The sequence below is a fragment of the Massilia sp. LMS1-1-1.1 genome (assembly GCF_040815535.1).
Lineage (GTDB): Bacteria > Pseudomonadota > Gammaproteobacteria > Burkholderiales > Burkholderiaceae_D > Janthinobacterium > Janthinobacterium aestuarii.
The window spans coordinates 1,550,189-1,576,417 of sequence record NZ_JBFPNG010000001.1; the positions used below are offsets into that span (position 1 = coordinate 1,550,189).

22 protein-coding genes are annotated in these 26,229 nt (G+C 65.2%); 5 read left to right on the forward strand and 17 right to left on the reverse strand.

Annotated elements, in window-relative coordinates; all coding sequences use genetic code 11:
• Window positions 1-6: 6 nt before the first annotated feature.
• The 11 genes from pdeM to MRBLMS1_RS07205 all read right to left on the reverse strand — a co-directional run bounded on the left by pdeM (window position 7) and on the right by MRBLMS1_RS07205 (window position 15,333).
• Entirely contained in the window at window positions 7-678 is a 672-nt protein-coding gene (gene pdeM, locus MRBLMS1_RS07155) for a ligase-associated DNA damage response endonuclease PdeM (protein ID WP_485878587.1), read from the reverse strand.
• Complete coding sequence (locus MRBLMS1_RS07160) at window positions 675-3,140, reverse strand: ligase-associated DNA damage response DEXH box helicase (RefSeq protein ID WP_485878589.1); 2,466 nt, start codon at window positions 3,138-3,140, stop codon at window positions 675-677. Before MRBLMS1_RS07160 ends, pdeM begins: the two co-directional genes overlap by 4 nt.
• 7 nt (window positions 3,141-3,147) lie before the next feature.
• Window positions 3,148-4,788: an ATP-dependent DNA ligase gene (locus MRBLMS1_RS07165; protein ID WP_485878590.1), complete on the reverse strand. Its 1,641-nt coding sequence runs from the start codon at window positions 4,786-4,788 to the stop codon at window positions 3,148-3,150.
• On the reverse strand, window positions 4,781-5,821 hold the full coding sequence (locus tag MRBLMS1_RS07170; protein WP_485878592.1) for a ligase-associated DNA damage response exonuclease: 1,041 nt from the start codon (window positions 5,819-5,821) through the stop codon (window positions 4,781-4,783). Before MRBLMS1_RS07170 ends, MRBLMS1_RS07165 begins: the two co-directional genes overlap by 8 nt.
• 90 nt (window positions 5,822-5,911) lie before the next feature.
• A complete protein-coding gene (locus MRBLMS1_RS07175; protein WP_485878996.1) occupies window positions 5,912-7,582 on the reverse strand; it encodes a RecQ family ATP-dependent DNA helicase in 1,671 nt (556 codons plus the stop codon).
• 115 nt (window positions 7,583-7,697) lie between these two features.
• Window positions 7,698-8,096, reverse strand: a complete 399-nt coding sequence (locus MRBLMS1_RS07180) for an MAPEG family protein (RefSeq protein ID WP_034750597.1) — start codon at window positions 8,094-8,096, stop codon at window positions 7,698-7,700.
• Window positions 8,097-8,146: 50 nt separating this feature from the next.
• Window positions 8,147-11,545: a hybrid sensor histidine kinase/response regulator gene (locus tag MRBLMS1_RS07185; protein WP_485878594.1), complete on the reverse strand. Its 3,399-nt coding sequence runs from the start codon at window positions 11,543-11,545 to the stop codon at window positions 8,147-8,149.
• Window positions 11,542-12,666 carry a hybrid sensor histidine kinase/response regulator gene (locus MRBLMS1_RS07190; RefSeq protein ID WP_181878039.1) on the reverse strand — a complete coding sequence of 375 codons (1,125 nt, stop codon included), beginning with the start codon at window positions 12,664-12,666 and terminating at the stop codon, window positions 11,542-11,544. Before MRBLMS1_RS07190 ends, MRBLMS1_RS07185 begins: the two co-directional genes overlap by 4 nt.
• 106 nt (window positions 12,667-12,772) lie before the next feature.
• The gene (locus tag MRBLMS1_RS07195) at window positions 12,773-13,381 is read right to left on the reverse strand and encodes a chemotaxis protein CheB (protein WP_436480368.1); all 609 of its coding nucleotides are present in this window, start codon (window positions 13,379-13,381) and stop codon (window positions 12,773-12,775) included.
• Window position 13,382: 1 nt separating this feature from the next.
• Window positions 13,383-14,207 carry a CheR family methyltransferase gene (locus tag MRBLMS1_RS07200; RefSeq protein WP_200873008.1) on the reverse strand — a complete coding sequence of 275 codons (825 nt, stop codon included), beginning with the start codon at window positions 14,205-14,207 and terminating at the stop codon, window positions 13,383-13,385.
• A 139-nt stretch (window positions 14,208-14,346) separates the two neighbouring features.
• A complete protein-coding gene (locus MRBLMS1_RS07205; RefSeq protein ID WP_485878598.1) occupies window positions 14,347-15,333 on the reverse strand; it encodes an aldo/keto reductase in 987 nt (328 codons plus the stop codon).
• Window positions 15,334-15,422: 89 nt separating this feature from the next.
• On the opposite strand from MRBLMS1_RS07205, the gene MRBLMS1_RS07210 reads away from it, so the two are divergent.
• Entirely contained in the window at window positions 15,423-16,313 is an 891-nt protein-coding gene (locus MRBLMS1_RS07210) for a LysR family transcriptional regulator (protein WP_485878599.1), read from the forward strand.
• 68 nt (window positions 16,314-16,381) lie between these two features.
• Window positions 16,382-16,891: a GAF domain-containing protein gene (locus tag MRBLMS1_RS07215; RefSeq protein WP_485878998.1), complete on the forward strand. Its 510-nt coding sequence runs from the start codon at window positions 16,382-16,384 to the stop codon at window positions 16,889-16,891.
• Here MRBLMS1_RS07215 and MRBLMS1_RS07220 read toward each other — a convergent pair whose 3' ends face one another.
• Together MRBLMS1_RS07220 and MRBLMS1_RS07225 are read right to left on the reverse strand one after the other, a co-directional pair.
• Window positions 16,892-17,479: an O-methyltransferase gene (locus MRBLMS1_RS07220; RefSeq protein ID WP_128142302.1), complete on the reverse strand. Its 588-nt coding sequence runs from the start codon at window positions 17,477-17,479 to the stop codon at window positions 16,892-16,894.
• A 38-nt stretch (window positions 17,480-17,517) separates the two neighbouring features.
• On the reverse strand, window positions 17,518-18,408 hold the full coding sequence (locus MRBLMS1_RS07225) for a DMT family transporter (protein ID WP_128142301.1): 891 nt from the start codon (window positions 18,406-18,408) through the stop codon (window positions 17,518-17,520).
• Between the two features lie 101 nt (window positions 18,409-18,509).
• Here MRBLMS1_RS07225 and MRBLMS1_RS07230 point away from each other — a divergent pair, with 101 nt between their 5' ends.
• Together MRBLMS1_RS07230 and MRBLMS1_RS07235 are read left to right on the forward strand one after the other, a co-directional pair.
• On the forward strand, window positions 18,510-19,289 hold the full coding sequence (locus MRBLMS1_RS07230) for an AraC family transcriptional regulator (RefSeq protein ID WP_128142300.1): 780 nt from the start codon (window positions 18,510-18,512) through the stop codon (window positions 19,287-19,289).
• 80 nt (window positions 19,290-19,369) lie between these two features.
• Window positions 19,370-21,832 carry a tetratricopeptide repeat protein gene (locus MRBLMS1_RS07235; RefSeq protein WP_485878602.1) on the forward strand — a complete coding sequence of 821 codons (2,463 nt, stop codon included), beginning with the start codon at window positions 19,370-19,372 and terminating at the stop codon, window positions 21,830-21,832.
• Here the strand turns inward: MRBLMS1_RS07235 and MRBLMS1_RS07240 are convergent.
• The 4 genes from MRBLMS1_RS07240 to MRBLMS1_RS07255 all read right to left on the reverse strand — a co-directional run bounded on the left by MRBLMS1_RS07240 (window position 21,829) and on the right by MRBLMS1_RS07255 (window position 24,502).
• Entirely contained in the window at window positions 21,829-22,476 is a 648-nt protein-coding gene (locus tag MRBLMS1_RS07240; RefSeq protein WP_485878603.1) for an FABP family protein, read from the reverse strand. The two genes, MRBLMS1_RS07235 and MRBLMS1_RS07240, sit on opposite strands and share 4 nt — an antisense overlap.
• Window positions 22,477-22,554: 78 nt before the next feature.
• Complete coding sequence (locus MRBLMS1_RS07245) at window positions 22,555-23,079, reverse strand: hypothetical protein (RefSeq protein WP_485878605.1); 525 nt, start codon at window positions 23,077-23,079, stop codon at window positions 22,555-22,557.
• A 2-nt stretch (window positions 23,080-23,081) separates the two neighbouring features.
• Window positions 23,082-23,885: a type I methionyl aminopeptidase gene (gene map / locus MRBLMS1_RS07250; RefSeq protein WP_070260327.1), complete on the reverse strand. Its 804-nt coding sequence runs from the start codon at window positions 23,883-23,885 to the stop codon at window positions 23,082-23,084.
• Between the two features lie 17 nt (window positions 23,886-23,902).
• Window positions 23,903-24,502, reverse strand: a complete 600-nt coding sequence (locus MRBLMS1_RS07255; RefSeq protein ID WP_128142296.1) for a TetR/AcrR family transcriptional regulator — start codon at window positions 24,500-24,502, stop codon at window positions 23,903-23,905.
• A 112-nt stretch (window positions 24,503-24,614) separates the two neighbouring features.
• Here MRBLMS1_RS07255 and MRBLMS1_RS07260 point away from each other — a divergent pair, with 112 nt between their 5' ends.
• Complete coding sequence (locus tag MRBLMS1_RS07260; RefSeq protein WP_070281173.1) at window positions 24,615-26,129, forward strand: AMP nucleosidase; 1,515 nt, start codon at window positions 24,615-24,617, stop codon at window positions 26,127-26,129.
• The last annotated feature ends 100 nt before the right edge of the window (window positions 26,130-26,229 follow it).

Consider the following 26,229-nt stretch of genomic DNA (forward strand, 5'->3'; position numbering starts at 1 on the left):
AAACACTCAGCAGTTAGCCGGCAGCGGAAAAATCGCCGCGTCCGCCGTCACGTAGACGCGCTCGCCAGCGCCCGGGCGCACCGCATGGCCACCCGTGAAAGCACCAAACGAGGGCAAGATGGCGCGCTCCTGCCCCAGCAGGAAACACGGCAGGCGCAAGCCGCCCCTACCAGTGCGCAAGTGGAACACGGGATGCACGTGGCCGGCCAGCACATAGCCGGGCGCCACCGTATTCGGATGATGGCAGAACGACAGCTTGCCCACCTGGTGCGGTTCATCGACCATGCGTATCGCCAGCGTGGCGGCCGGGTCGCCCGCATGCGCATCGTGGTTGCCGCGCACCACCGTCAGGCGCAGGGCCGGATGGCGCGCGCGCCAGGCCAGCATGGCCGCCACGGTGGCGGGCGCATGCGCGGCGCGCGCGTGCAGGAAGTCGCCGAGAAAGACGATTTCCTCGCAAGCGTAACTGGCCAGCAAGACGTCGAGCGCCAGCAGGTTTTGCGTCGTGGTGCCGCGTGGCACAGGCACACCCAGCGCGCGAAACGCGGCTGCCTTGCCGAAATGGATGTCGGCGATAACCAGCATCCGGCGCGCCGGCCAATAGATGGCCTTGTGCGCCAGCAGCCAGACCATCTCGCCGGCCAGCTCCACCACGCAGTGCGCTTGCGGGCCACTCATGCGGCTGCCTTTTCCAGCGCACTGACCAGGCGCGCCACCCGGTCCGACAGCTTTTCCGTCGTCAGCTGTTCGCGGAAGCGCTCGACCATCAGGCCGAAGGCAAATGGCGAGGCCCGCTCCAGCGGCTGCAGGGAAATGCGCCGTCCATGCAGCTCGCGCAAGGTGGCGCGCAGCCGCGTCAATTCCAGTTCCTGTTCCAGCACTTCGCGCTGCGCCTGCGTGAGCAGCAGATTGGCCGCATCGTGCTTGCGGAACACTTCAAAAAACAGCGAGGACGAGGCCTGTAACTGGCGCGCGCTTTTCGGCTGGCCCGGATAGCCCTGGAACACGAGGCCGGCGATGCGGGCGATTTCGCGGAAGCGCCGCTGCGACAATTCCGTCGCATTCAGGCTGGCCAGCACGTCCTCGAGCAAGTTGTCGGTGCTGAACAGGGCAAGATCGGCGCCGCTGGCGCCCGACAACAGCGGCGCAAAATCGATGTCGTCCGCACCCAGCAATTCAAAGCCGTAATCGTTGACGGCGATCGACAAGGTCGCCGGCTGCACGCGCGCAATACGGTAGGCCAGCAAGGACGCCAGGCCCAGGTGCACGGAGCGTCCCGCAAACGGATACACGAACAGGTGGTGGCCTTCGCGGCTGGACAGGGTTTCCAGCAGCAAGGTCGCGCGCGTGGGCAGGCTCGACCATGCCTGCTGGATGGCCAGCAGCGGTGCCAGCGCGCGCATTTCCGGCCCGCTGGCCTTCCCTTCCTGCGCCAGCTGCAACTGGTCGAGCACGGCATGCGCCAGTTCCGACGACAGCGGCATCTTGCCGCCCTGCCAGCGCGGCACGGCGCCGCGGCTGCCCGTGGCGCGCCGCACGTAGGCCGTCATCTCGTGCACGCGCACGAATTCCAGGATGCGCCCGCCAAACAGAAAATGGTCGCCCGCCTTCAGGCGCGCGATGAACGATTCCTCGATGCTGCCGATCCGCCCGCCACCGAGGAACTTGACCTGGATCGCCGCCTCCGACACGATGGTGCCGATGCTCATGCGGTGGCGCCGCGCCAGCGCCACGTCCGGCACGCGGTACACGCCTTCCTCGTCCGGCAACACGCGCCGGTATTCCGGATACACGGTGAGGCTTTGCCCGCCCCGCGCGACGAAATCGAGCGCCCATTGCCACTCGTCCAGGGTCAGGTGGCGATACGACCAGGCCGCGCGCACTTCCGCGTACAGCTCGGCAGACTGGAAACCGCCGCCCAGCGCGATCGTCACCAGGTGCTGCACCAACACGTCGAGCGGCTTGTCCGGCACGGGCCGCGCTTCCAGGTGGCCTTGCGCCAGGGCAGTGCGGGCAGCGGCCGCTTCCAGCAATTCCAGGCTGTTCGTGGGCACCAGGGTGACGCGCGAAATGCGTCCCGGCGCGTGGCCGCTGCGCCCGGCCCGCTGCACCAGGCGCGCGATGCCTTTCGCGCTGCCCACCTGCAGCACGCGCTCGACGGGCAGGAAATCGACGCCCAGGTCCAGGCTGGACGTGCAGACGACGGCTTTCAGTTCGCCCGTTTTCAGGTGCTGCTCGACCCACTCGCGCACTTCGCGGTCCAGCGAACCGTGGTGCAGGGCGATCAGTCCCGCCCAGTCGGGCCGCGCATCGAGCAGGTGCTGGTACCACAGCTCGGCCTGCGAACGCGTGTTGGTGAACACGAGGGTGGTGGCGCTGCCCTCGATTTCGGCGATCAACGGTTGCAGCATCTGGATGCCCAGGTGACCGCCCCAGGGAAAGCGCGTGGGGTTGACGGGAATCAGGCTGTCGACGAGGATGCGCTTCTTGACTTTGCCTTCGACCAGCACGCCGGCGTTTTCCTCGCCCAGCAAGACATCCTGCGCCTGCTGCAAATTACCCAGGGTGGCCGACAGGCCCCACGTCATCAATGCGCCATGCCAGCGGCGCAAGCGGGCCAGCGCCAGCTGCACCTGCACGCCGCGCTTGCTGCCCATCAATTCGTGCCACTCGTCGACGATCACGGTTTCCAGCAGGCTGAAACGTTCGCGGGCATCCGCCTGGCTCAGCATCAATGACAGGCTTTCCGGCGTCGTGACGAGCACCTCGGGCCAGGCTTTCGCCTGCCGTGCCCGCTGCGCCGCGCTCGTGTCGCCCGTACGCGCCTCGATGCGCCAGCCGGGGGCAAGCTCCGCGCCCGAGGCTTGCAGCGCGCGCACCGTGTCGGCCGCCAGCGCCCGCATGGGCGTAATCCACAGCACGCGCAAGCCCTGCTTTCGTCCCTTGCGTTGTAGTCGCTCGGCGCGCAGCAAGGCGCCGAACCAGACGGCATAGGTCTTGCCGGAGCCCGTGCTCGCATGCAGCAAACCGGACTGGCCCTGTGCAGCCGCACGCCAGACGGCGCGCTGGAACGGGAACACGGACCAGCCGCGCGCAACAAACCACGCATCGATGCGCTGCGCCAGCGCGCTTTTGCTCATTGCTTGCTCATGTGGCCTGGACCAGCATGGCCTTCAGGGTGGCCAGGGTGTCCGCATCGGCGATGGCCTTGTCGTCACGCCGGCGCAGGATGCGGGGAAAGCGCACGGCGATGCCCGCCTTGTGGCGGCTGGAGGCGGCGATGCCTTCGAAGCCGATCTCGAACACCATCGTCGGCTTGACGCTGCGCACGGGGCCGAATTTTTCTATCGTCGTCTTGCGGATGGCGGCATCGACTTGCCCGATCTCCGCATCCGTCAAACCGGAATACGCCTTGGCGAACGGCACCAGCTTACGTTCCCCCTGCTCGCCTTCCGCTACGTCATCCCACACGGCAAACGTGTAATCCGTGTACAGCGACGCGCGCCGGCCGTGGCCCGCCTGGGCGTAGATCAGCACGGCGTCGATCGAATACGGATCGATCTTCCATTTCCACCAGGTGCCCACGTCTTTCGTGCGGCCCACGCCATACGCGGCAGACCTGGCCTTGAGCATCATGCCTTCCACGCCGCGCGCCCGCGATTCAGCGCGGATGGCCGCCAGCGCCTCCCAGCTTGCCGCCGCTATGCGCGGCGACAAACGCAGCGCGGGAGCATTTACCTGCGCCACTACGCTTTCCAGCAGCGCGCGGCGCTCGAGCTGGGGCAGTTGCCGCACATCGACGCCATCGAGTTCCAGCACATCATAGGCAACGAGCACGGCCGGCAATTCGGCCAGCAGCTTGGACGACACGCTCTTGCGACCCATGCGTTGTTGCAGATCGGCAAATGGCGCCGGCACGTCGCCCGGCTGCCAGATGAGGATTTCGCCATCGAGCACGGTGCCCTCGGGCAAGGCCAGCTGCGCCAGTTCGGGAAAGCGCTCCGTGATCAATTCTTCGCCGCGCGACCACAGCCAGTTCACACCCTCTCGGCGCAGCAGCTGGGCACGCATGCCGTCGTATTTCCATTCGACCAGCCAGTCGCCGATGTCGCCGAGGCTCTGCGGCTCCGCCTGCAAGGGATGGGCGAGGAAAAACGGGTACGGCTGGCCGCCGCGCAGCGCATGTTCACCATCCGACTGCGCCGCGATCAGCTTGAGAAAACCCGCGCCCGTGGGGCTGACCTTGCCGTCGGTCCAGCCCATCAGGCGCTGGGCAATCAGCTTGCTGTCGACGGCGGCAATGGAGGCCAGCGCGCGCGTCACCAGCAGCTTTGACACGCCCACGCGAAAGCCGCCACCGATCAGTTTGATGAGCAGGAAGCGTTCGCGCGTTTCCAGCTCGTCCCAGTAGGCCAGCAAGTCGGCGCGGATGGTCTCGGGCGGTGCGCCGCGCAACGGCGCGATGCGCTGCTCGACCCATTCGGCCAGGCCGACGTCGCTGCGCCGGGTGGGCGCGGGCAGGATCAGGGCGATGGTTTCGGCCAGGTCGCCGACGGCGTGATAGGCCTCGTCGAACAGCCAGGCGTCGAGGCCAGCCCGCTCGGTCGCATACTCGCGCAGCAACTTGGTGGGCACGGCCTGGCGCGGCTTGCCGCCGGCCAGGAAGTACACGGCCCAGGCCGCGTTTTCCGGCGAGGCGCCGCGAAAATACGCTTGCAGCGCCGCCAGCTTGCGGCTGGTGGAGGTCGTCTCGTCGAGTTCCGCGTACAGCCGGGCAAAGTCACGCATGGGTGACGTCCTCCGCTGCCGTGGACAGGCCGGGCACGCCGTCATCGGCTTCGTCGTCGCCATACTCCGTCTCGAAGCCGCCCGCCTGCCAGCCGTTCTGCTGCAGCCAGCGCACCATCACGGGAATCGAGCCGTGCGTGACGATGATGCGTTCGGCCTGCGTGGCCGTGATCGCTTGCATCAGGCCGGGCCAGTCGGCATGATCGGACAGGACAAAACCCCGGTCCACGCCACGCCGCCGGCGCGCGCCGCGCAGCAGCATCCAGCCGCTGGCGAACGCATCGCTGTAATCGCCGAAGCGCTTCATCCATGGCGAGCCGGCGGCCGACGGCGGCGCGATCACCATCGCCGTTTTCAGGGCCGCCTTGTCCGTCACGTCGCTCACCATCACGGTGGCGGGCAAGGCAACGCCCGATTCGCGGTAGACCTGCGTCAAGGCCTGCGCCGCGCCATGGCAGATGATGGGACCGATGGAAGGGTCGAGCCCGGCCAGGATGCGCTGCGCCTTGCCGAAGGCATAGCAGAACAGCACGCTGGTGCGCCCTTCGGCCGCATTCCTGCGCCACCACTGCTTGATTTCATCATTGATTTCCTGCGGCGCCTGCCAGCGGTAGATGGGCAGGCCGAACGTCGATTCCGTAATAAAGGTATCGCAGCGCACGGGCTCGAACGGTACGCACGTGGGGTCCGGCTGCAGCTTGTAGTCGCCCGACGCCACCCACACTTCACCGCCCACTTCCATGCGCACCTGGGCCGAGCCCAGCACGTGGCCGGCCGGATGCAGCGACACTCGCACGCCATGGTGTTCGATGCTCTCGCCATAGGCGAGGCTCTGGATGGACACGGTGCCCAGGCGCGCCCGCAGCACTTGCTCGCCGGGCGCGGCGCACAGGTAATGCCGGTGCCCGACACGCGCATGGTCGGCATGCGCATGCGTGATGATGGCGCGCTCGACGGGACGCCACGGGTCGATGTAGAACTGCCCCGGCACACAGTACAAGCCTTCCTTGCGCACCACCACCATGTCTGCCATGCCCTGCCCCCTGCATTAAAAAAAGCGCGTTGGAATAGGCTGATTCTAGCGCTCTTGCGCCAAATCACTGTTCGGCAGCGCACCATGGCTTCACGCGGGAACGACGAACTCCGCCATGAAGGTACGCGTGGTGTTTTCCGGAAAGGCAATGGTGACCTGGTCGCCCGCCACGGACAGCACGGTGCCGATCTGGTAGCGCGGTACGCGCACGCGGCTGCCGACGGCGATCTGGGGTGCCGGCGCTGGCGGTGGCGTTTCAGCAGGCGCGGGCGGGAACTCGTCAAGGCTGATGGGTGCGGCCAGCGCCGGCGGCGACTGGCAATTGTCGCAAGTGCAGCAGCGCTCGAAATCGCCGGCATCGCCAAAGTAATCAAGCAGCAGTTTCCATCGGCACAGGCCGCTTTGCGCGTACGCCACCATCTGCTCGAGCGCCTGCTTGTCGCGCTCCTGCTTGTCGACATAGATCTGCGCCAGCTGCGCATACGCAGGCGTGACGTCCGACGGGGCTGTCAAGCGATAGCCGAGCTTGCGGTCCTGGCGCAGCAGCTTGCCGTCCTTTAACAGTTTCAGGCAGACCTTCAAGTGGCCGTCGGAAAACTCGGGCAAGCGCGCTGCCAGGGCGGCGAAAGTAAAGGTGGCCGGCAATTCTTGCGCGGCCGCCACGATGGCGGCCAGTTCTTCGGCCGTAGGATAGTGCTTGGCCAGAAAGAATTGCTGCACCCGCTTGTCTTCCTGGAAGTACAGCAAGGTGCAGTCGGCGGGCAAGCCATCGCGCCCGGCCCGGCCCGATTCCTGGTAGTACGCTTCCAGATTGGCCGGCACCTGCAAGTGGATGACGAAGCGCGTGTCGGGCTTGTCGATGCCCATGCCAAACGCGTTGGTGGCGACCATGATGCGGCGCTCGCCGTTCATGAACAAGTCCTGGTTGTGCTTGCGCTCGCGCGCCGCCAGCTTGCCGTGGTAGCACGTGACGCTCTCGCCCAGTTCCCCCAGCCGCGCCGCCAGGTCCTCGACGGCCTTGACGGTGGCCGCATACACGATGCCCACGCCGGGCGTCTCGCGCAGCAGGCGCAAGACTTCGTCCTGTTTCTCTCCGGCATTCGTGACCTGGATCACGCGGTAGCGCAAATTGGCACGGTAGATGCCGGTATTGATGACCTGCAGCTTGCGCGCTTCGAGCTGCGCGTCGATATCGTCGATCACTTCCCCCGTGGCCGTGGCCGTCAGCGCCAGCACGGGCGGACGGCCCAGCGCGCGCAGGGCGGCCGCGATTTCCAGGTAGGCGGGACGGAAGTCGTGGCCCCACTGGGAAATGCAATGGGCTTCATCGATGACGACCAGGCTGGGCGGCGCGCTGGCCAGCAAGGACAGGAACTCGGGCATCGCCAGGCGTTCCGGCGTGCAAAAGATAATGAGCCTGCCGCCCTGGGCGATGCGGGCGATGGCGTCGTCCTCTTCGGCGCGCGACAGGCTGCTGTTGAGCTGCACGGCCGTGATGCCCAGTTCATGCAGCTTTTCCAGCTGGTCTTTCATCAGCGAAATCAGCGGCGACACGACCAAGGTGGCGCCCGGCAACAGCGCGGCGGGCAACTGGTAGCACAGTGACTTGCCGCTGCCGGTGGGCATGATGGCCAGGGTGTCGCGCCCGGCCAGCACGCTGTCGATGACTTCCTGCTGGCCCGTGCGCAGCCGCGCCACGCCGAAGACCGAGCGCAGCAGGCGCTGGATGTGTCGACCAGACTTGTTCAGCGAAGCAAGCATCATTGCCGTCCTAAAAGTAAAAGCACCATACCGGCGCCCCTGCGCCAAGGTGAGTTACTTTACGGCCGGGTCTGGCGCACCGCCATAGGACGGGCGCCACAGCTGGCGTAGGAATTCAGGAAGCAAACAGGATGGCCCAGAACAGCATCAACAAACCGGCAATCGACACGCACCACACGAGCGTGCGCACGACGGGCACGCCAAACGCGTACAGGGGCAGGTACAGCACGCGCGCGGCCAGGTACAGGGCGGCGCCGTACAGGGTCAGCGCGCTTTCCTGCGCCGTCACGTGGGCGATCAGCACGGCGGCGGCGAACAGGGGCAGGGTTTCGAACAGGTTCGCCTGGGCCCGCCGCAAGCGGCCCGTGATCTTGCCCACGGGCGGCCCGTCGCCGTCGCGCGCGCTCACGTTATAGGCCGTGCCCGTTTCGCGCGTGCGGAACAGCGCGGGCAGGAGGATTTGCACCAGCGCCAGCACGAGGGTACAGGCCAGCATCGTCAGTTCAGGAGTCATCCATTTGCCTCTGCAGGGTGAGACGGGCAAGCCGTGGGAGCGCGTGCCTGTCAGGGTTGGTCGAGTGCCGCTTGCAACTCCAGCAAATCATAGGGCTTGCGCAAGACGCTGGCGGAAAAGCCCAGTTCATCCATCGACTCCTTGCCATAGCCCGTGGAAAAGATAATGCGCATGCCCGGTTTGTCGCGCAGCACCATGCGCGCCAGCGCGATGCCGGACATGCCGGGCAGGCTGACATCCGTAAACAGGATATCGAAGTCTTGCTCGTTGAGCAGTTTCCACGCCGCCTCGCCATCGGACACGCCGCTGACCGTGTGGCCCAGCATGCCCACCAGTTCACACACCATCAGCTGCGAATCGAGATTGTCTTCCACCACGAGTATTTTCATCGATGTCGGCATGTCCCCCTGAGGTTCTGGCGCATGCCCCGTCAAGTCCAGCCCCGGCGTGCCGCCTGCCAGCAGGCTGGCCGCCAGGCCGCCACCCGCTTGCGTGCCGGCCACCGGTGCGCCGGACCGTTCAAACTGGCGCGCGCGCATTTGCTGCTGGCGGTTGGCCAGCACATGGCGCAGCTTGCGCGCCAGCTCTTCGCGCCGGTACGGTTTGCTGAGCAATTCAACTCCCGCGTCGAGTCTGCCCTCGTGCACGATGACATCCTGCGCGTAGCCCGACGTAAACAAGACGGCGATATCGGGCTGCAACTCGCGCGCCTGGCGCGCCATCTCCGTGCTGCTGACGGGACCGGGCATGATCACGTCCGTAAACAGCAAATCGATCTGCGCACCGCTGTGCAGCACGGCCAGCGCGCTTTCGCCATCCTCGGCCTTGAGCACCTTGTAGCCGAGCGCACCGAGCATGTCGACCACGGTCGTGCGCACGCCCACGTCATCTTCCACCACGAGCACCGTTTCCGTGCCGCCCGTGACGACGCCGCTCAGTTCCAGCTCCTCGTCCGCTTCCGCCATCAGGGAACGGGGCAAATAGATTTTGACTCCCGTACCCACGCCAGGTTCACTGTAAATGCGGATATGGCCACGGCTTTGCGTGACAAAGCCATACGCCATCGACAGGCCCAGGCCCGTGCCCGCGCCTTCCGGCTTGGTGGTGAAAAACGGTTCGAACGCGCGCTGCAGCACGGAACCGCTCATGCCGCGGCCCGTATCCGTCACTGACAGCATCACGTACTGGCCGGCAGGCACGTCGACCAGGTTGTGCACATACTGTTCGTCGAGCACGACGTTGCCCAGCTCGATGGTCAGCTTGCCCACGCCATCCATGGCGTCGCGCGCATTGATGGCCAGGTTCAGGATGACATTCTCGATCTGGCCACGGTCGACCAGGGTATTCCACAGCCCGCCACCACCCACCAGCACGATGTCGATCGCTTCGCCCAGCGCGCGCCGCAGCAGCGCATCCATGTTGCGCACCACGCGCGCCAGGTCGGCCACCACCGGTTGCAAAGGCTGGCGCCGGGCAAACGCCAGCAAATGCGACGACAGCTTGGCGCCCCGCTCGACGGCGGCAATCGCCGTATCGAGACGCTGGCGCATGACGCCATCCGTGCCAGCCAAATGCTGCAGCAAATGCAAATTGCCGGAAATGATTTGCAGCACATTATTGAAATCGTGCGCGATGCCGCCCGTCAGCTGGCCCACGGCTTCCATCTTTTGCGCCTGGCGCAAGGCGTCTTCCGCCTTCGTGCGCTCATTGACTTCCTGTTCGACCCGGTGCTCAAGCGTTTCGTTCAATTCATGCAGCGCTTTTTCCACGCGGCGCCGGTCCGTGATGTCCGTCTTGACGGCGATCAAGGAACGCGTCTGTCCCTGCTCATCGACCAGGCGGCTGACATTGCTCGACACCCACACTTGCGAGCCATCGGGCTTCAGGTAGCGTTTTTCCAGCGAGAACGATTCGCCCGTTTCCACCAGGCGCTGGAACAGCACGCTGTTGCCGGGCACGTCCGCCGGATGCATGATGTCGTTCATGTTCAGGCTCAGCAACTCTTCGGCCGAGCGGCCCAGCATGCGGCACAGGGCGCCGTTGACCCTCTGGAAACTGCCGTCGAGGCCCAGCTCGGACAAGCCCACCGAGGCCTGGCCGAAAATGGCCGCCATGCGCTCCTGGCTGGCGTTCAGTTCATCCTCGATCTGGCGCCGCTCCGTCACGTCGAACGACACGCCCACGTAGCGGCGCTGGCCCGGCACGCGGCCTGCCACCACCTCGCCCTGGCGCGCGATCCAGCGCAGCGCGCCATCGGCGGGGCGGCGGATGCGGTACTCCACGTATTCGAGGGGATTGGGCGCCACAGCAAGCTTGCTCGGCCCGACCTTTTGCTGGTCGCGCGCATCGACCAGGCTCACCAGCAAGCGTTCCGTTACTTCTTCCTCGTCGGCAATGCCCCACAGGCGGCGGAAGGTGGGCGACACCAGCATCGCGCCCGTCTCGGGGAACCATTCGAAGGTGCCGATGCCGCCCGCCTGCTGGGCCAGGCGCAAGCGCTCCTCGCCTTCCATGCGTTCGGTGACGTCGATGCCTTCGACGAGGATGCCCGTGACCGCGCCCTCGTCATCCTTGATGGGCTGGTAGACGAAGTCGATCTGGCACTGGCCCGTCTGCCCGTCCGCCGTCTGCAAATCCACCTTCACCTGGCGTCCCTCGTACGGTTCTCCCGTGCGGTAGACCTGGTCGAGCAGCTCGATGAAACCTTGTTCCTTGACTTCAGGCAAGGCTGCTTCGACTGTCTTGCCCAGCAGATCGCGGTGACCGACCAGGCGCAGATAATGTTCATTCGCCAGCTCGAACACGTGCCGCGGCCCGCGCAGCATGGCCATGAAACTGGGCGCCTGCTGGAACAGGGCCCGCAGCAGCGCGCGTTCCTCGCCCAGGCGGCGGTTGGCCGCGCGCACGGCCTCGCTCTCGGCCTGCAATATGGTGTTGAGTTCGCCCAGCTCGGCCGTGGCCAGCTTCAGCTGGCGCCCCTCTTCCATGCGCGCCGTCAATTCCAGTGCCGTGCACAGCACGCCATCGACCTGGCCATCGGCGCCATGCACGGGCGTGTAATACAGGTCGAAACAGACGTCAGCACGCTGGCCATCGCGCAACAGCGGCAGACAGCATTCGCGGTGCACCTGCGTCTCGCCACGCAGTCCCGCTTCGAGGATGCGCGCGTTCCAGTCCCAGATTTCGGGCCAGACGGCCGGCACCGTGCCGCCCAGCGCTTCTGGATGGCGCTCGCCTGCAATCTGGATGTAATCGTCGTTGTAAATCATCACGTGCTGCGGGCCCCACATCAGCACCATCGCCATCGGCGAGTTGAGCACGATGTCGACGCTGGTGCGCAAATTGGCGGGCCAGCCATCGAAGGCGCCCAGGCTGGTGGCGGACCAGTCGCGCTGGCGCACCAGCTCGCCCATGTTGCCGCCGCCGCGCGGCCAGGCTGGCGCGCTCATGTAACCAATCCCGCTTGCACGCGCACCTGGCACTGGCGCGGTATGCGCACGGTCGCCAGCGTGCCCTGCGCGGCCGTCGAACTGATCTCGACCGTGCCCCCGTGGGCCTTGACGAACATGTTGACCGTGTACAAGCCCAGCCCCAGGCCCTGCCCCGTCCGGCGCTTCTCGCCCGCCTGCTGGAACGGCTCGAACAGGGTCGGCAGCAAAGCGGTAGGGATGACGCCGCGATTGGCGATGCGCAACTCGATATGGTCGGCGGCCCGTCCATCGAGGGCCAGTTGCACGGGCGTGCCCGGCTCGCCATGCGTGATGGCATTGTTTAACAGATTCGAGATGACTTGCGATAGCAAGCCCGCATCGCATTGCCCGTGCAGATTACCCACGCTGCTGACCTCGACCAGCGGGGCCTGGCCCGCCGTCTCGAATTCCTCGACGATGGCGCGCGCCAGCGCCAGGTAATCGTGCGTGCTGCTGCGCAACTCCATCGTGCCGGAACGGATGCGCGCCAGGTCCAGCAACTGGTCGACCATGCGCCCCATGCGCTTGGCGCTACTTTCGATGCGCTGCGCCGTGACGATCACCTTCGGGTGGTCGCTCATCATCGGCAACAGCATGGCGCCATTCATCACCACCGACAAGGGCGTGCGCAAGTCGTGGCCCAGCACGGCCGTGAACAGTTCGTTCAGGTGCAATGCGTGCTTGAGCTCGTCGAGCTGGGCCGACAATTCGCGTTTCTGCTGGTACAGCTGGACCAGCACGGCCACCTTGCTTTGCAAGGCTTTCACGTCGATGGGCTTGTAGAGGAAATCGACGGCGCCCGCCTCGTAGCCGCGGAAGCTGTAGCTCGGTTCGCGCGATGCCGCCGTCAGGAAAATCAGGGGAATGCTGCGCGTGCGCTCGCTGCCGCGTATCAGCTCGGCCAGCTCGAAACCATCCATGTGCGGCATTTGCACGTCGATCAGGGCCAGCGCCACTTCATGTGTCAACAACAATTCCAGCGCTTGCGCGCCCGAGCTTGCCTTCAGGATCACAATACCGGGCCGTGCCAGCACGGCTTCGGCGGCGACCAGGTTTTGCGCGATGTCGTCAACGACGAGGATATGGATAGGTGCGGTCACGGAATCATCTTCAGGCATCGCAACGGCAAGATGCCATCGTGTTTCGATATAAACATCAACATTGTTTCAATTCTCACATATATTACACGCACTACACCACTCTCATTCACTTGTGTTCGCCATCGCCGAGCAATGCCAGGCTGGCGGCCATTTGCGGCAAATCAAGCACGCGGTCGGCGCCCGCCAGCTTGAGCGCGGCCGCCGGCATGATGCCACAACTGGCCCGCTGCGGGTCTTGCACCCAGGCACTGCCGCCCAGCTGCCGCACGCGGGCCAGGCCCGCCGCACCGTCGGCCGAGGCACCCGTCAGGATAATGGCCAGCATGGCGCGCCGGTAAGCGTACGCAGCCGTTTCCAGCAAGACATCGATGGAAGGGCGCGAAAAATACACGGGCGCTTCCTGCGACAGGGAAAAGCAGCCATCGGGCTCGACTTGCAGGTGGTAGTCGGGCGGGGCGAAATACACGGTGCCCGCCTGCAGCGGCTCCTTGTCCTGCGCTTCGCGCAAGGGCAGCGCGCAGCGCGCCGCGTACAGATGCGGCAACTGGCTCGAGCGGCCCGGCGCCAGATGCAACACCACCACGACGGCCGCGCGGCAGGTGGCAGGCAAGGCGCGCAGCACAATGCCCAGCGCTTCCACGCCGCCGGCCGAGGCGCCGATGGCGATCAGGCGCAGGCCGGCGGGCGGAGGCGCGACGTCGCAGCTTGGCAGCATGTCAGGCACGCTGGAAGATGCGTTCGGCCGGGCTCAGCTCGTTGAAGCTGTCCGCATGGCGGCTGAAATGCAGGCTTTCCTTCATGCCCAGGCCCAGGAAGCCCCGGTTCACCAGCGCTTCGTGGAACAGGCCCAGACTGCGGTCTTGCAAGTCTTTATTGAAGTAAATCATGACGTTACGGCAGGAAACCATGTGCACCTCCGAAAACACGCTGTCCGTCGCCAGGCTGTGGTCGGCGAAGACGAACTGGCGCCGCAAGCGCCGGTCAAAGATGGCGCCCTTGTAGGCGGCCGTGTAATAATCGGACAGCGAACGCTTGCCGCCCGCCAGCTGGTAATTCTCGCTGAACTGGGCGATGCGCTCGATGGGATAAATACCCGCTTCGGCGGCGGCCAGCGCTTCCACGTTGATGTCGGTCGCATAAATCATGCTGCGCTCGAGCAAGCCCTCTTCTTCCAGCAAGATGGCCAGCGACCATACCTCTTCGCCGCTGCTGCAGCCGGCCACCCAGATCTTGATCGAGGGATAGGTGTGCAGGATGGGCACGACTTTTTCGCGCAGGGCACGAAAATACGCGGGATCGCGGAACATCTCGCTCACTTGCACCGTGAAAAACTGCAGCATCTGCGCGAACATGGCCGGTTCGTGCAAGATGCGATCCTGCAATTGCGACAGGCTGGCGCAGCCGAAGCGCTCCATGGCCTGGCGCATGCGCCGGCGCAGGGACGCCACGGAATAATCGCGGAAATCGTGCTGATAGCGCAGCAGTATTCCCTCAAGCAATAACTTCAGTTCTATATCGAAAATATCGTCATCTAACAACATCCACCTCATCGGATACCTGACCGTTGAACACGGTGCAATGCGCACCGCGCAGTCACTGCCAAATGCTAGCAGATCGCCGGCGATTATCCTGCAGAGAAAGTTTCATTTAGGTACGCTGGCGTACACTCACGCGTTTTTTTCAGGCATCCACGCCCTTCATGCCTTCCTTCGTATAGCGCGCGCCGGCCGCCATGCCCAAGGGAAAGGCCGCGTTCATCGCCGCCAGTTCCGCCCCGTCCAGCCGCACGGCCAGCGCGCCAAGGTTGTCGTGCAAATACGCGATGCGCTTGGTGCCTGGAATGGGAATGATGTCGTCGCCTTGCGCCAGCAGCCAGGCCAGCGCCAGCTGAGCCGGCGTGCAGCCTTTTGCGCGGGCGATGTCCTTGACCTGCGCGACGATGGCCTGGTTGCGCGCCAGGTTCTCGGCGGCGAAGCGGGGATTGAACTGCCGAAAGTCGCCCGCGTCGAGGCTGGCCGCATCGGCAATGGCGCCCGTCAAAAATCCCCGGCCCAACGGACTGTAGGCAAAGAAGCTGGCGCCCACGTCGCGGCAGGCGGCCAGCACGCCCTGCTCCGGTTCGCGCGTCCACAGCGAGTATTCGCTCTGCACGGCCGCCACGGGGCAGATGGCCGCCGCGCGCCGCAAGGTGGCGGCGCTCACTTCGCACAGGCCCACGGCGCGGATCTTGCCCTCTTGCCGCAGTTGCGCCAACGCGCCCATCGACTCTTCCAGTGGCGTCTCGAGGTTCAGGCGGTGCAGATAGAACAGGTCGATGCGCTCCACGCCCAGGCGCGCCAGCGACGCTTCGCACGCCTGGCGGATGTAGGCGGAGGAATTGTCGACGCGGCGCGCATAACTGCCCGCCTCGCGCGCCAGGCCGCACTTGGTGGCGACCAGGGCCTGGCCGCGATGGCTGGCCAAAAAGCGCCCCAGCAACTGCTCGTTGTGGCCGAAACCGTAGGCGTCGGCCGTGTCGAACAGGGTCACGCCCGCCGCCAGGGCCGCTTCCAGCGTGGCCAGGGATTGCGCCTCGTCCGTGGCGCCATAGAATTCCGACATGCCCATGCAGCCCAGGCCCAATGCCGAACTGGTCAAACCGCTATTGCCGATGCGTCGCTGTTGCATGCTGCTCTCCTCAGTTGTTGACTCGATGCCGCCAGTCTGGGTCGCGCCGGCTCGCATGGGAATGCCCGATTTCGTGATATCTTTCTGGTATGAGAGCCCTCGATACCCATGCCCTGACCCTGTTTTGCGCCGTCGCCCGCTGCCTGAACTTCCGCCAGGCGGCGGAGCAATTGCACATGACCCAGCCGCCATTGTCGCGCGCCATCAAGGGGCTGGAAGACAAGCTGGGCGCGCGCCTGTTCGAGCGTGACACGCAAGGCGTGGCCTTGACGCAAGCGGGCCGTACCCTGTTGCCGCAGGCGCTGCACATCCTCGATTTGCTCGATATTGCACAGCAATCGCTGCGGCAAGACAGCGCACCCGCGCGCCTGCGTCTGGGCTTGACCAGTTCCGTGGCGGCCGGCCTGTTCCGTCCTTTGCTGGCGGCACTGGAGGAGCAACTGGGCAATGTCCGCCTGGAATTGACGGCGGCCCCGTCGCCGCGCCTGGTCGCCGCCGTGCGCAAGGGCCAGCTCGATGCGGCCCTGCTTGCCTTGCCCAGCGCCACGTTCGAACTGGCCGTGCAGCCGCTGGCGCGCCAGCCCATGATGCTGGCCCTGCCCGCCGGGCACCGGCTGGCGAAGAAGCGCAAGCTCAGCCTGCTTGATATCGCCCAGGAATCCGTCTACTGGTTCGAACGGGCGCGCCAGCCCGCCTTCTTCGACCATTGTCAGCAAGTATTTCGCCGGCATGATTTCGCGCCGCATTTCCTGCGCGAAGCACCCGACCACCATGTGCTGCTCGGCGACGTGGCCGCAGGCAAGGGCATGGCGCTGCTGGCAGACTCGTTCCGCGCGCTGCGCATGGACGGCGTGGCCTATCGGCTATTGGCGGAAGGCGAGGAATTGGCGGCCGGCATCGGCCTGGCCTGGCAGGCTGATACCGGCCATGCGGCCCTGCCCCTGCTGCGCCAGCTGGCGCAGGAATATCTGAAACAGTGACGGCCGCGCGCGGATGCGCCAGACGCGCTACCATGTTGCCTTCCCCATTTTCAAGCGCCACCACGACCATGACGTTTACCATCAGCGACGCCGCCTACGGCACCGATACCCCCGCCGCCAAACAAGCCATGTATGCGGACTTGCGCGCGCAGCTGCAAGGCTTGCTGTCGGGCGAGACCGACTTCATCGCCAATACGGCCAACTTCAGTTCGCTGGTCTTCAACACCATGCCGGGCCTCAACTGGGCCGGCTTTTATTTCCTCAAGGGTGATGAGCTGGTGCTGGGACCGTTCCAGGGCAAGCCCGCTTGCATCCGCATCAAGAAGGGCCGCGGCGTGTGCGGCACCACGGTGGTCGAAGGCAGGTCCATCGTCGTGCAGGATGTGCATGCGTTTCCCGGCCACATCGCCTGCGACGTCAATTCCCGCTCGGAACTGGTGGTGCCCGTGTTTGCGCACGGCCAGATCATCGGCGTGTTCGACCTCGACAGCCCGTTGATTGGCCGTTTCGACGACGTCGACGCGCAAGGCGTCGAATCCTTGGTGCGCGTGCTGGAAGCGGCTATCGTTGCTGAATAACTAGTTGCCCGCCTTGACGGCGATGAATTCGCCCTTGCCGACCGTCGCCAGGCAGGTCGTGTAGCGGCTGTCGGCGCGGATGGCTTCGATGAAGCCGGCCATGTCCGCGTAGTGCGAACTGGCGTTGTCGACCACCAGCACGCCGCCGGCCGCCAGCGCACGGTCCAGCTGCGGCCACCATTGCGCGTATTGCTGGCGCGCAGAATCGAGGAAGATGAAATCGTAGGCGCCGTCCGCCGCATCGCGCAGCACGTCGCCCGCGTCCGCCAGCAGCTGGCCGATCACGCCCTGCAATTGCGCGCGTACAAAGTTGTCGTGCGCCATGTCGAACTTGTCCTGCGCCTTTTCCACCGTCACTACCTTGCCACCCAGCGCCTGCACGGCGCGCGCCAGCCACAAGGTGGAATAGCCGTTCGAGGTGCCGATTTCCAGCACCCGCCGGGCGCCGCGCGCGTGCACCATCACGGCCAGCAATTCGCCCGTGTCGCGCGTGATGTTGAGCATGCGGCTGGCGCGCGCCGTGTGCACCGCATCATTGGTGTTACCGAATGCTTCGAGTTCACTCAACAGAGTATCGATGCTGGGCATGGTGCCTCCTTGTTCAAAACACCAGCATAGCAAAAAAACTAGGTGCTGGCGCGGCGCAGCGGACGTTTCAGATACTGCACCATCACCACGCCCAGCAGGGTCACGCCGCCGCCGATGACATCGTAGCTGTGCAAGGTTTCGCCGAGGAACAGCATGGCGATGATCACCGTGAATACGGGCAGCAAGTTCATCAAGGTCGTCGCGCGGCTCGGTCCCAGCTTGGCCAGGCCATGCATCCACAAAAACGGCGCGATGATGGAGGCGGGAATGCCGGCAAACAGCACCAGCGGCAGGCCGGCGCTGGTGACTGGCGGCGCGGACTGGCTCAGGTAATACACGAACAGCACGGGCACGGCGCACCAGACCTGTATCAGCAGCGAATGCCAGTTATTCAGGGGGATTTTCCAGCGCTTGAGCAGCACGCCATAGCCCGCATACGACAGGCAGGCCAGCAGCATCAGCGCGTCGCCCACGGCCGCGCCATGGCCCAGCAGGGCGGCCGGGTCGCCATGGCTGAGCAAGTAAGCGAGTCCCAGCAGCGACACGAGGCCGCCAAACACGCCGCCCACGGTGGGCGCCTCACCGAGCAGCAGCACGGACAGGCCCACGGCCAGCAGCGGCATCATGGACGCCAGAATGCCCATATTGGTGGCCGTCGTCGTTTGCGCGGCGATGTAGGCGAGGCACTGGTACATGACCATGCCCAACATACCCAGCACAAACAGTTTGCCCAGATACGGTCGCACCACGGCCCGCTGCTTCCACACGGGACGGGCAAACACGAGCGCCAGCAGCACGCCGGCCAGCAGCCAGCGGTAAAACGAGATGGCGGCCGGATCGATCACGCCCACGGCCATCTTGCTGACAATGGTATTGATGGCCCAGATCAGCACGGCGATCACGGGTAACAGATAGTGCTTCACTTGCATGCGGCGTACTCCAGTATTCAAGACCGCCATTTTCGCACGGTCCGATTCCATGGATATAATGCATAGCGGACAATCGATGCGAAGAACAGGACAAAGACACCATGGCCAGCAACCAGCATTTCCCCGCCGTTTCCGACGCCCTGCCCTATCCCGTGTATTTCCGCCTCGACGATTACCGCGCGCACCAGCAATTCGATTACCAGAGCCATCCTTGGGGACAGCTCACCTATTGCTCCACGGGCGTGATGGAAATCATGGTCGCGGGCCAGCGCTACCTGTCGCCGCCCCAGTACGCCGTGTGGATACCGCCCGAGACTTTGCACGACGGCTATATCCGCCAGGATGTCGTGTTTCACTCGGCCTACATCGACGCCAGCCTGTGCGCGCAGCTGCCCGCCCAGCCATGCGCGCTGGTATTGAGCCCCTTGCTCAAAGCAATACTCGGCGACTTTGCCGAGCGCCACGTCACCACGCCCGCTACCGAAGCCGACCAGCGCCTGGCGCAGGTGCTGGTCGACCAGCTGCAGCTGGCGCCGTGCAGCCGCAACTACCTGCCTGGCAGCGACGAGCCCGTCATCGCGGCGCTGCTGGCGGCCCTGCAGGCGGAGCCCGGCAGTAACCGCTCACTGGCCGACTGGGCTGCGCAATTGCACGTGACCGAGCGCACGCTGGCGCGCCGCTGCCAGCGTGAACTGGGCATGCCGTTTGGCGAATGGCGCCAGCGCCAGCGCTTCCTGGCCGCTCTGCCCCTGCTGGAACGGGGCGACACCGTGCAGGCGATCGCGCTGGAACTGGGCTACAGCACGGCTTCCGCTTTCATCGCCATGTTTCGCCGGCAAAGCGGCGGCACGCCCGACCAGTTCCGCCGCGGCCTGCGCTGAAAAAGCGGACCGGCGCTATCCGCTTTGTCATATGGGGATGCTAAAATTCAAACATCTTTCCAGAGAGCAAAAGGACGCGCATGAACCCCAGCACCGAGACGGCCACCGATACCCAAGGCAACGAGGACATGCCCCAGGCATCAGCAACGTCCGTGACGGCGCCAGCGCCCATCAAGCTCGACAAGGAAGAGATACCGACGGTGCTGGGCAAGCTGCGCACCCTGGTGCAGGACAAGACACGTTTCGAGCCGCATGACATCACGCCGCTGGACGAGGAAGACGTGCTGCAGGAGTTTTCGCTGCAAGCGAACTACGCGCTCGAGGCGCGCTTCGAGCAGCGTGTCATCAATGGCTATTTCACGCCAGCGGGTAATGACTGCCGCTGTGGCTCGCACGAGGTGGGAGCGCTCGCTCACGTGCAGGAGAAGGAACGGCTGCGCCGCGCGGCGGGCAAGCTCGACAATGCCTTGCGCCAGCCAGGCCAGGCCTACAACGGCGTCGAGGCGGGCGTCTACCTGCCGCACGCCGTCAAGTACTGGCACCTCGATACCTGCAGCAACTGTACCGGCCGCGGCCGCATCAACTGCCACACCTGCTACGGCGCGACGACGGAAACGTGCTGGAACTGCCACGGCGGGCGCACCGTCAGCTGCGACGCGTATGGCTGCTACGGCAGCGGCAAGGTGTCGTGCTCGTATTGCAGCGGCAGCGGCACGGTCTCCGAGCAAGTCACCGACTACATCACGGTGCAAGTGCCCACTACCACCTATAGCAACGGCAGCTCGCACACCAGCTACCACAGCGAGACGCGGCCCCAGTACCGCACCGAATACCGCTCTTGCTACCATTGCAGCTACGGCAAGGTCAGCTGCAACACTTGCCACGGTTCCGGCAGCATCAATTGCGGCACCTGCCGCGCCAGCGGCAAAGTCACGTGCCGCACCTGCAGCGGCGTGGGCGACTTGCGCTGCAACCCGTGCGACGGCTCCGGCAAGGTGGGCAAGGCGGCCTGGGTCGACGTGCACGTGACGCCCGGCTACAGCGTCAGCCTGCCCAAGCAGGCGCCCGACGATGCGCGCCGCATCCGCGACAAGGAGAGCGTGCACTCACTGGCGGCCATTGCCAGCAGCCTGACACTGGCGAAAGTGAGCATTTACAATGAAGACCAGCCGCAGGAAGTCGACGCCCTGTATGCGGCCAAGCTGCGCATCGTGCGCCTCGATGCATCGTGCAACGCGGAAAAGCACCACCTGGTGGCGTACGGCACGGACTTGCGCTGGCTGACCCTGGACGACATCGTGGAAAAGCTGCTGCGCGGCGACCTCAAGGCGCTCAGCGACGCGCTGGCCGGCAGCGCCGACGACGGCCTGTTCTCGGCCCACGTGCAAGGTTTGCTGACGCCGCTGCGCGACGTGGCCGCCTCGGAACTGAATGCGGACGTGATCGAGTCCGTCCTCAGCGGCGACGCGGACCATGCGCACGTCGATGTCGTCTCCGCCGACTATGCCAACAATGTACGTACCTGCGTGCTCGGCGCCCTGCGCCAGGTCTACACGCGGCTGGCCAAGCAATTCTGGTGGAAAAGCGCGCTGGCCGCGCTGGCCGCCGCCATCGCCACGTGGTTCTTCGCCGGACGCGGTGCGGCCGCCGTCGCAGGCTTGCTCGTCACGGGCGCCGGCTACTGGCTGTTCAACCGCAAGGTGAAAGCCGTGCTGAGCGAGGCGCTGGGCGGCGAGCAGCAAGCCGAACGGGCCATGGGCATCGCCGGCAAGGGCCGCCGCAACCAGCTGGCGCAAGTGCTGATCCTCGCGCCCGCCACTCTGGCAGTGCTGGCCGCCAGCTATGGCTTGCCCGTGCGCGTGCGCCCGGCTGCTCCACCGCCGCAAACGGCCATGGCATCGGCGCCCATCGCACCTCATGCGCCAGCCCCAGTGCCGCCAGATGCGAGTAGCGCCAAGGCCGTCAAGCTGTACGAAAATGGCGACAAGGTGCAGGCGCTGGCCATGCTGGAAAGCCTGGTCGGCAAGGGCGACGCCGGCGCGTATGGCCTGTATGGCTGGATGCTGCTGATGGGCGAAGGCAAGCCGGGCCCCATCACGGCGCCAACGGCGCAGCAGCGCGAAGCGCGCCAGGTGGCCGCCAAGCCCCTGATCGGCAAGGGCCTCGTGAAAAACGACAGCTATGCGCTGGCGGCGAAAGGCGTGATGCTGGCCGAAGGCTGGCAGGAACCGCGCAACATGGCGCGCGGCCTCGACTTGCTGAAACAGGCCGCGAACAAGGGCAATGCGCAAGCCATGCACTTATTGGGCCTGTACCACGTGCGCGGCTACCAGATTCCCGTCAACCACAAGGAAGCGCGCAAATGGTTCACCCTCGCCGCCGACAAGGGCAGCGCGGGCGACATCTACAATCTGGGACTGATGGACTGGGAAGGAGCGGGACTGAAACGCCCCGACCGCGCCAGCGCCATGCAGCGCTGGAAGATCGCGGCCGCCATGGGAGAAGAACGCGCGATCAAGGCGGTGGCGCAGGGAAAACCTTAAGCGGCTGCCGCCAGCGCCTGAAGCGCCATCGGGTTCGGCGTCGGCTCGGCGATTTTCGTCAGCAGGTTGCGGTCCGTGTGGTGGAACGGTTCATCCTTGCCGCGGATGAGCATGACCGTGTCCTCGTCGTAGCCCCAAGTGCCATCGGCGTGGATATCGACCTTGATCCGGTATTCAACGGTGGTGAACGCGTGTTCAAGGAAGGGGTTCGAGCAGATGCCGTACGCCGTCGAATCGCGCCTGGCCACCAGCTCGAAACTGCTGGCGTCCGCCGTCGTCGTGCCGGACGCCATGGCGATCTGGCCGCGCGGAATCGCCAGGGTCTGGATCACGGCGCCCGTGGCCGGCTCCCACAGCCAGTAGCCCACCTGCTCATGGTACGTTTTCACTTGATCCGGCTTGGTGATGTGGATGTAGTAGCGCAAGCCGTAGAACAGTTGCGGGCCGTTGGTGACGGGGTCGATCGGCTGCAGTTCGATGCGCTCGACGAAGGCCTGCTTGCGCGGGCCATCCGCTTTCGGCTTGACGTCCAGGCCGCGCGTGCCCGTCCAGATGCCGGCCATGCCCGTCAAGGGGCCCAGGTTGTTCAGGGTGTGCACGTCGGCGGACGGCTCGGTGTAGATATCTTCGGGAAAATCGCTCATGCGGAAGTCTTCAAAATGGGGCAACAGTGCTTGCCGCCATTGTAAGACGCGCGCCCACCGGCGGCAAAGCGCCAACCGTCAGGGAAACTGCGTAGTGTGGCGCTCGATGAACAGCAGGGCGGCGGCGGCCAGCGCGGGGCGCTGCGCTTCGAACACCGTTTCGTCGCGCGTTTGCAGCAGATTGGCGGCCACCTCGGGCAGGTCCAGTGCGCCGGCGATGAACTCCGCCACCGCGTCGATATTCGCGTACAGGGCGCTGTCGTAGCCTTCCCAGTCCACATAGGCCAGCCATTCGGCCAGCATCACCATGCCGGCGACGGGCGGCGCCAGGGACGCGATGCGCTCCGCGCGCAGCACGCTGTCGCTGCCGATGCCTTCCTGCTGCAGCGCGGCCAGCGCCACGTGCTGCAGCGCGTCTTCCGGATCGCGCCGGTACTTGTTCAGCAGACGCTGCGTCAGCGTATAACGTTCGGCGTCGATGCCGCGCAGGGCGGCCGCCACGTCGTCATCATGCAGCGCCAGGTGACGCGCCGCGCAAGCGACATCCACGCCGGCTTTCGCGGCGACGATATCGGTGAGCTGCTGCCGGCGCGCGTCCTCCATGCTTACACCAGCGGCTCGGTCGAACCGGTCAGGGTAAAGATTTCAAAGCCCGTTTCCGTCACGGCCAGCGAGTGCTCGAACTGCGCCGACAGCGAGCGGTCCTTCGTCACCGTCGTCCATTTGTCGGGCAAGACCTTGACCTGGTAGCTGCCCACGTTGAGCATCGGTTCGATCGTGAAGATCATGCCCGGTTCCAGCACGATGCCCGTGCCGGCGCGGCCGTAATGCAGCACTTGCGGCGTGTCGTGGAAGACCTGGCCCACGCCATGGCCGCAGAAGTCGCGCACGGAGGAAAAGCCCTGCGCCTTGGCTACCGCTTCGATGGCGGCGCCCACGTCGCCCAAGGTGGCGCCCGGGCGCACGGTGTGGATGCCGGCCATCATGGCGTCATACGCCGTGTTGACGAGGCGGTTGGCCAGGATGGACACGGCGCCCACCTTGAAGGTGCGGCTGGTGTCGCCGAACCAGCCGTTGAACTTTGGCGTCACGTCGATGTTGAGGATGTCGCCCACTTTGAGGATCTTGGTCTCGGACGGGATGCCGTGCGTGACCACGTGATTGACGGAGATGCAGCTGGCGTGCTTGTAGCCGTGGTAGTCGATGGTGCCGGGGATGGCGCCGGCCGCGCGCATGAATTCTTCGCACAGGGCGTCGAGTTTGGCCGTCGAGACGCCCGGTTTGACGAAAGGCGCGATGTAGTCGAGCGTGTCGGCGGCGATGCGGCCGGCCGCGCGCATGCCGATGAAACCTTCTTCGTCGTGCAGCGGGATTTTCTTGCCGTGTTCAAGCTGGGTGGAATAGCGCATGGGGATTCTTTTCTTTGTTAGTGTGAGGTGGTATGGGCGGCCCAGCCGCGCACGGCGTCGTGCGAGGCGCGCAGCATGGCGTCGACGCTGGCCGGTATCGGCCGCTCCTGGGTCAGGTAAGGTTTGACGACGGCCACGGGCGCATCGATCAGCACGAATTTGAGCAGCATGTGATCGAGGTCAAGCTCCGCGGTGGCGGGCATGGCTTCGGCACAGCGGACAAAGCAGGCGTCGAGCGCGGCCTGCTCCTCTTCCACGGCGGCCAGCAATTCCTCGCTGAGGCCACTGTTGAAATCGGGGCTGTCCGCGCATTGCAGCAGGAAGCGCGCATATACGGGCTTGCGCCGGCACCAGTCCAGCAAGCCGTGCACGCCGGCCCAGGTGTCGCCGCCGATCCAGCGGCTGGCCACTTCCTCGCGGAAGTCGCTTTTCACGCGCAGCCACGCGCGCGCCAGGATGGCGTTGCGCGAATCGAAGCGGTGATACACGGAGCCGATAGGCGCACCGGCCTTGACGGCGATGGCGGCCATCGAGACGGCGCCCACGCCGCACTGGGCGGCGACGGCGATTGCGCTGTCGATGAAGTTGTTTTCGTTGAATTTAGCAAGTCTGACCATTCAAATAGAATACAGATTCTATTTGAATCCGTCAAGCGGCCCCAGATGCGCCGACAAGAGTTGCCCTGCTGCCTTACAATGGTATGCACGAACCGCCACAAGGAGAATCCGCTTGCTTACGCCCCCCTTCATCGCCTCCTCCCGCTTCGACGATCCACGCCTGGCGCTGGAACAAGTGCAAGCCATCTACCGCAGCAGCATCGAACACTTGCGCGATGCGCTGCAGCGCTTTGTCGCCGGCGAAGACATGCACGAACGTGTGCGTGCCTGCTACCCCTTCGTGCGCATCCAGACGGACACCGTGGCGCGCGCTGACTCGCCGCTGGCCTACGGTTTTGTCGCCGGCCCCGGCGTGTTTGAAACCACTTTGACGCGTCCCGACCTGTTCGGTGATTACTACCTCGACCAGTTCACCCTGCTGCTGAAAAACCATAACAGCGGCCAGAAGGTGCACCTGGAAGTGGGCGTGAGCGCCCAGCCCATCCCCGTGCATTTCTCGTTCGCCGAGCATGACCATATCGAAGGCAATATGGATGCGGGCCGCCGCCTGGCCATGCGCGACCTGTTCGACCTGCCCGACCTGTCAGCCATGGATGACGGCATCGCCAACGGCACGCATGAACCGGCACACGGCGAAGCGCAGCCGCTGTCGCTGTTCACGGGCCCGCGCGTCGATTATTCGCTGCAGCGCCTGCGCCACTACAGCGGCACGTCGCCGCAGCACTTCCAGAACTTCGTCCTGTTCACCAATTACCAGTTCTACATCGACGAATTCATCCGTCTGGGACACGCCATGATGGACCGCGCGCCCGATACGGCCGCGCCCTCGGACGACGACGGCTACATCGCCTTTGTCGAACCGGGCAACGTGGTCACGCGCCGGGTCGGCCAGACGGTCGAAAGCGAGGATGCGCTGGGCGCCGCGCCGCCGCGCCTGCCGCAGATGCCCGCCTACCACCTGCTGCGCGCAGACGGCAGCGGCATCACCATGGTCAATATCGGCGTCGGTCCCGCCAATGCGAAGACCATCACCGATCATATCGCCGTGCTGCGCCCGCACGCCTGGCTGATGCTCGGTCATTGCGCCGGCTTGCGCACCACGCAAAGCCTGGGCGACTACGTGCTGGCGCATGCCTATGTGCGCGAAGACCACGTGCTCGACGAAGACTTGCCGCTGTGGGTGCCGATCCCGCCGCTGGCGGAAATCCAGCAGGCGCTGCAAACGGCCGTGGCGGAAATCACCCAGCTGACGGGGCATGACTTGAAACACATCATGCGCACGGGGACCGTGGCCAGCACGGACAACCGCAACTGGGAACTGCTGCCGCAGCGCACGCCGGAGCGCCGCTTCAGCCAGAGCCGCGCCATCGCGCTGGACATGGAAAGCGCGACGATCGCCGCCAACGGCTTCCGTTTCCGCGTCCCCTACGGCACCCTGCTGTGCGTGAGCGACAAGCCGCTGCACGGCGAAATCAAGCTGCCGGGCATGGCCAATCACTTCTACCGCGAGCGCGTCGACCAGCATCTGCGCATCGGCATCCGCGCCGTGGAACTGCTGCGCCGCCAAGGCGTGGACCGGCTGCACAGCCGCAAATTGCGCAGTTTTGCGGAAGTGGCGTTTCAGTAACAAGCGCCTTTCCCAGCGCCAGCCGCCCCTGCCGGGCGGCTTTTTTTTGTCCTGGGGACCTACCTTTTTCGTCCCCAATATTGTCACAAAAAAACCACAG

Bases quoted from the DNA above. Each gene is read 5' to 3' on its own strand.
- MRBLMS1_RS07205 (WP_485878598.1), bottom strand. From the start codon at position 15,333: ATGCAACAGCGACGCATCGGCAATAGCGGTTTGACCAGTTCGGCATTG.
- MRBLMS1_RS07195 (WP_436480368.1), bottom strand. From the start codon at position 13,381: ATGCTGCCAAGCTGCGACGTCGCGCCTCCGCCCGCCGGCCTGCGCCTG.
- MRBLMS1_RS07170 (WP_485878592.1), bottom strand. From the start codon at position 5,821: ATGGCAGACATGGTGGTGGTGCGCAAGGAAGGCTTGTACTGTGTGCCG.
- MRBLMS1_RS07255 (WP_128142296.1), bottom strand. From the start codon at position 24,502: ATGGTCAGACTTGCTAAATTCAACGAAAACAACTTCATCGACAGCGCA.
- MRBLMS1_RS07180 (WP_034750597.1), bottom strand. From the start codon at position 8,096: ATGACTCCTGAACTGACGATGCTGGCCTGTACCCTCGTGCTGGCGCTG.
- pdeM (WP_485878587.1), bottom strand. From the start codon at position 678: ATGAGTGGCCCGCAAGCGCACTGCGTGGTGGAGCTGGCCGGCGAGATG.
- MRBLMS1_RS07220 (WP_128142302.1), bottom strand. From the start codon at position 17,479: ATGCCCAGCATCGATACTCTGTTGAGTGAACTCGAAGCATTCGGTAAC.
- MRBLMS1_RS07225 (WP_128142301.1), bottom strand. From the start codon at position 18,408: ATGCAAGTGAAGCACTATCTGTTACCCGTGATCGCCGTGCTGATCTGG.
- MRBLMS1_RS07240 (WP_485878603.1), bottom strand. From the start codon at position 22,476: ATGAGCGATTTTCCCGAAGATATCTACACCGAGCCGTCCGCCGACGTG.
- MRBLMS1_RS07200 (WP_200873008.1), bottom strand. From the start codon at position 14,207: ATGTTGTTAGATGACGATATTTTCGATATAGAACTGAAGTTATTGCTT.
- MRBLMS1_RS07175 (WP_485878996.1), bottom strand. From the start codon at position 7,582: ATGCTTGCTTCGCTGAACAAGTCTGGTCGACACATCCAGCGCCTGCTG.
- MRBLMS1_RS07185 (WP_485878594.1), bottom strand. From the start codon at position 11,545: ATGAGCGCGCCAGCCTGGCCGCGCGGCGGCGGCAACATGGGCGAGCTG.
- MRBLMS1_RS07235 (WP_485878602.1), top strand. From the start codon at position 19,370: ATGAACCCCAGCACCGAGACGGCCACCGATACCCAAGGCAACGAGGAC.
- MRBLMS1_RS07215 (WP_485878998.1), top strand. From the start codon at position 16,382: ATGACGTTTACCATCAGCGACGCCGCCTACGGCACCGATACCCCCGCC.
- MRBLMS1_RS07160 (WP_485878589.1), bottom strand. From the start codon at position 3,140: ATGAGCAAAAGCGCGCTGGCGCAGCGCATCGATGCGTGGTTTGTTGCG.
- MRBLMS1_RS07230 (WP_128142300.1), top strand. From the start codon at position 18,510: ATGGCCAGCAACCAGCATTTCCCCGCCGTTTCCGACGCCCTGCCCTAT.
- MRBLMS1_RS07245 (WP_485878605.1), bottom strand. From the start codon at position 23,079: ATGGAGGACGCGCGCCGGCAGCAGCTCACCGATATCGTCGCCGCGAAA.
- MRBLMS1_RS07210 (WP_485878599.1), top strand. From the start codon at position 15,423: ATGAGAGCCCTCGATACCCATGCCCTGACCCTGTTTTGCGCCGTCGCC.
- MRBLMS1_RS07165 (WP_485878590.1), bottom strand. From the start codon at position 4,788: ATGCGTGACTTTGCCCGGCTGTACGCGGAACTCGACGAGACGACCTCC.
- map (WP_070260327.1), bottom strand. From the start codon at position 23,885: ATGCGCTATTCCACCCAGCTTGAACACGGCAAGAAAATCCCGCTGCAC.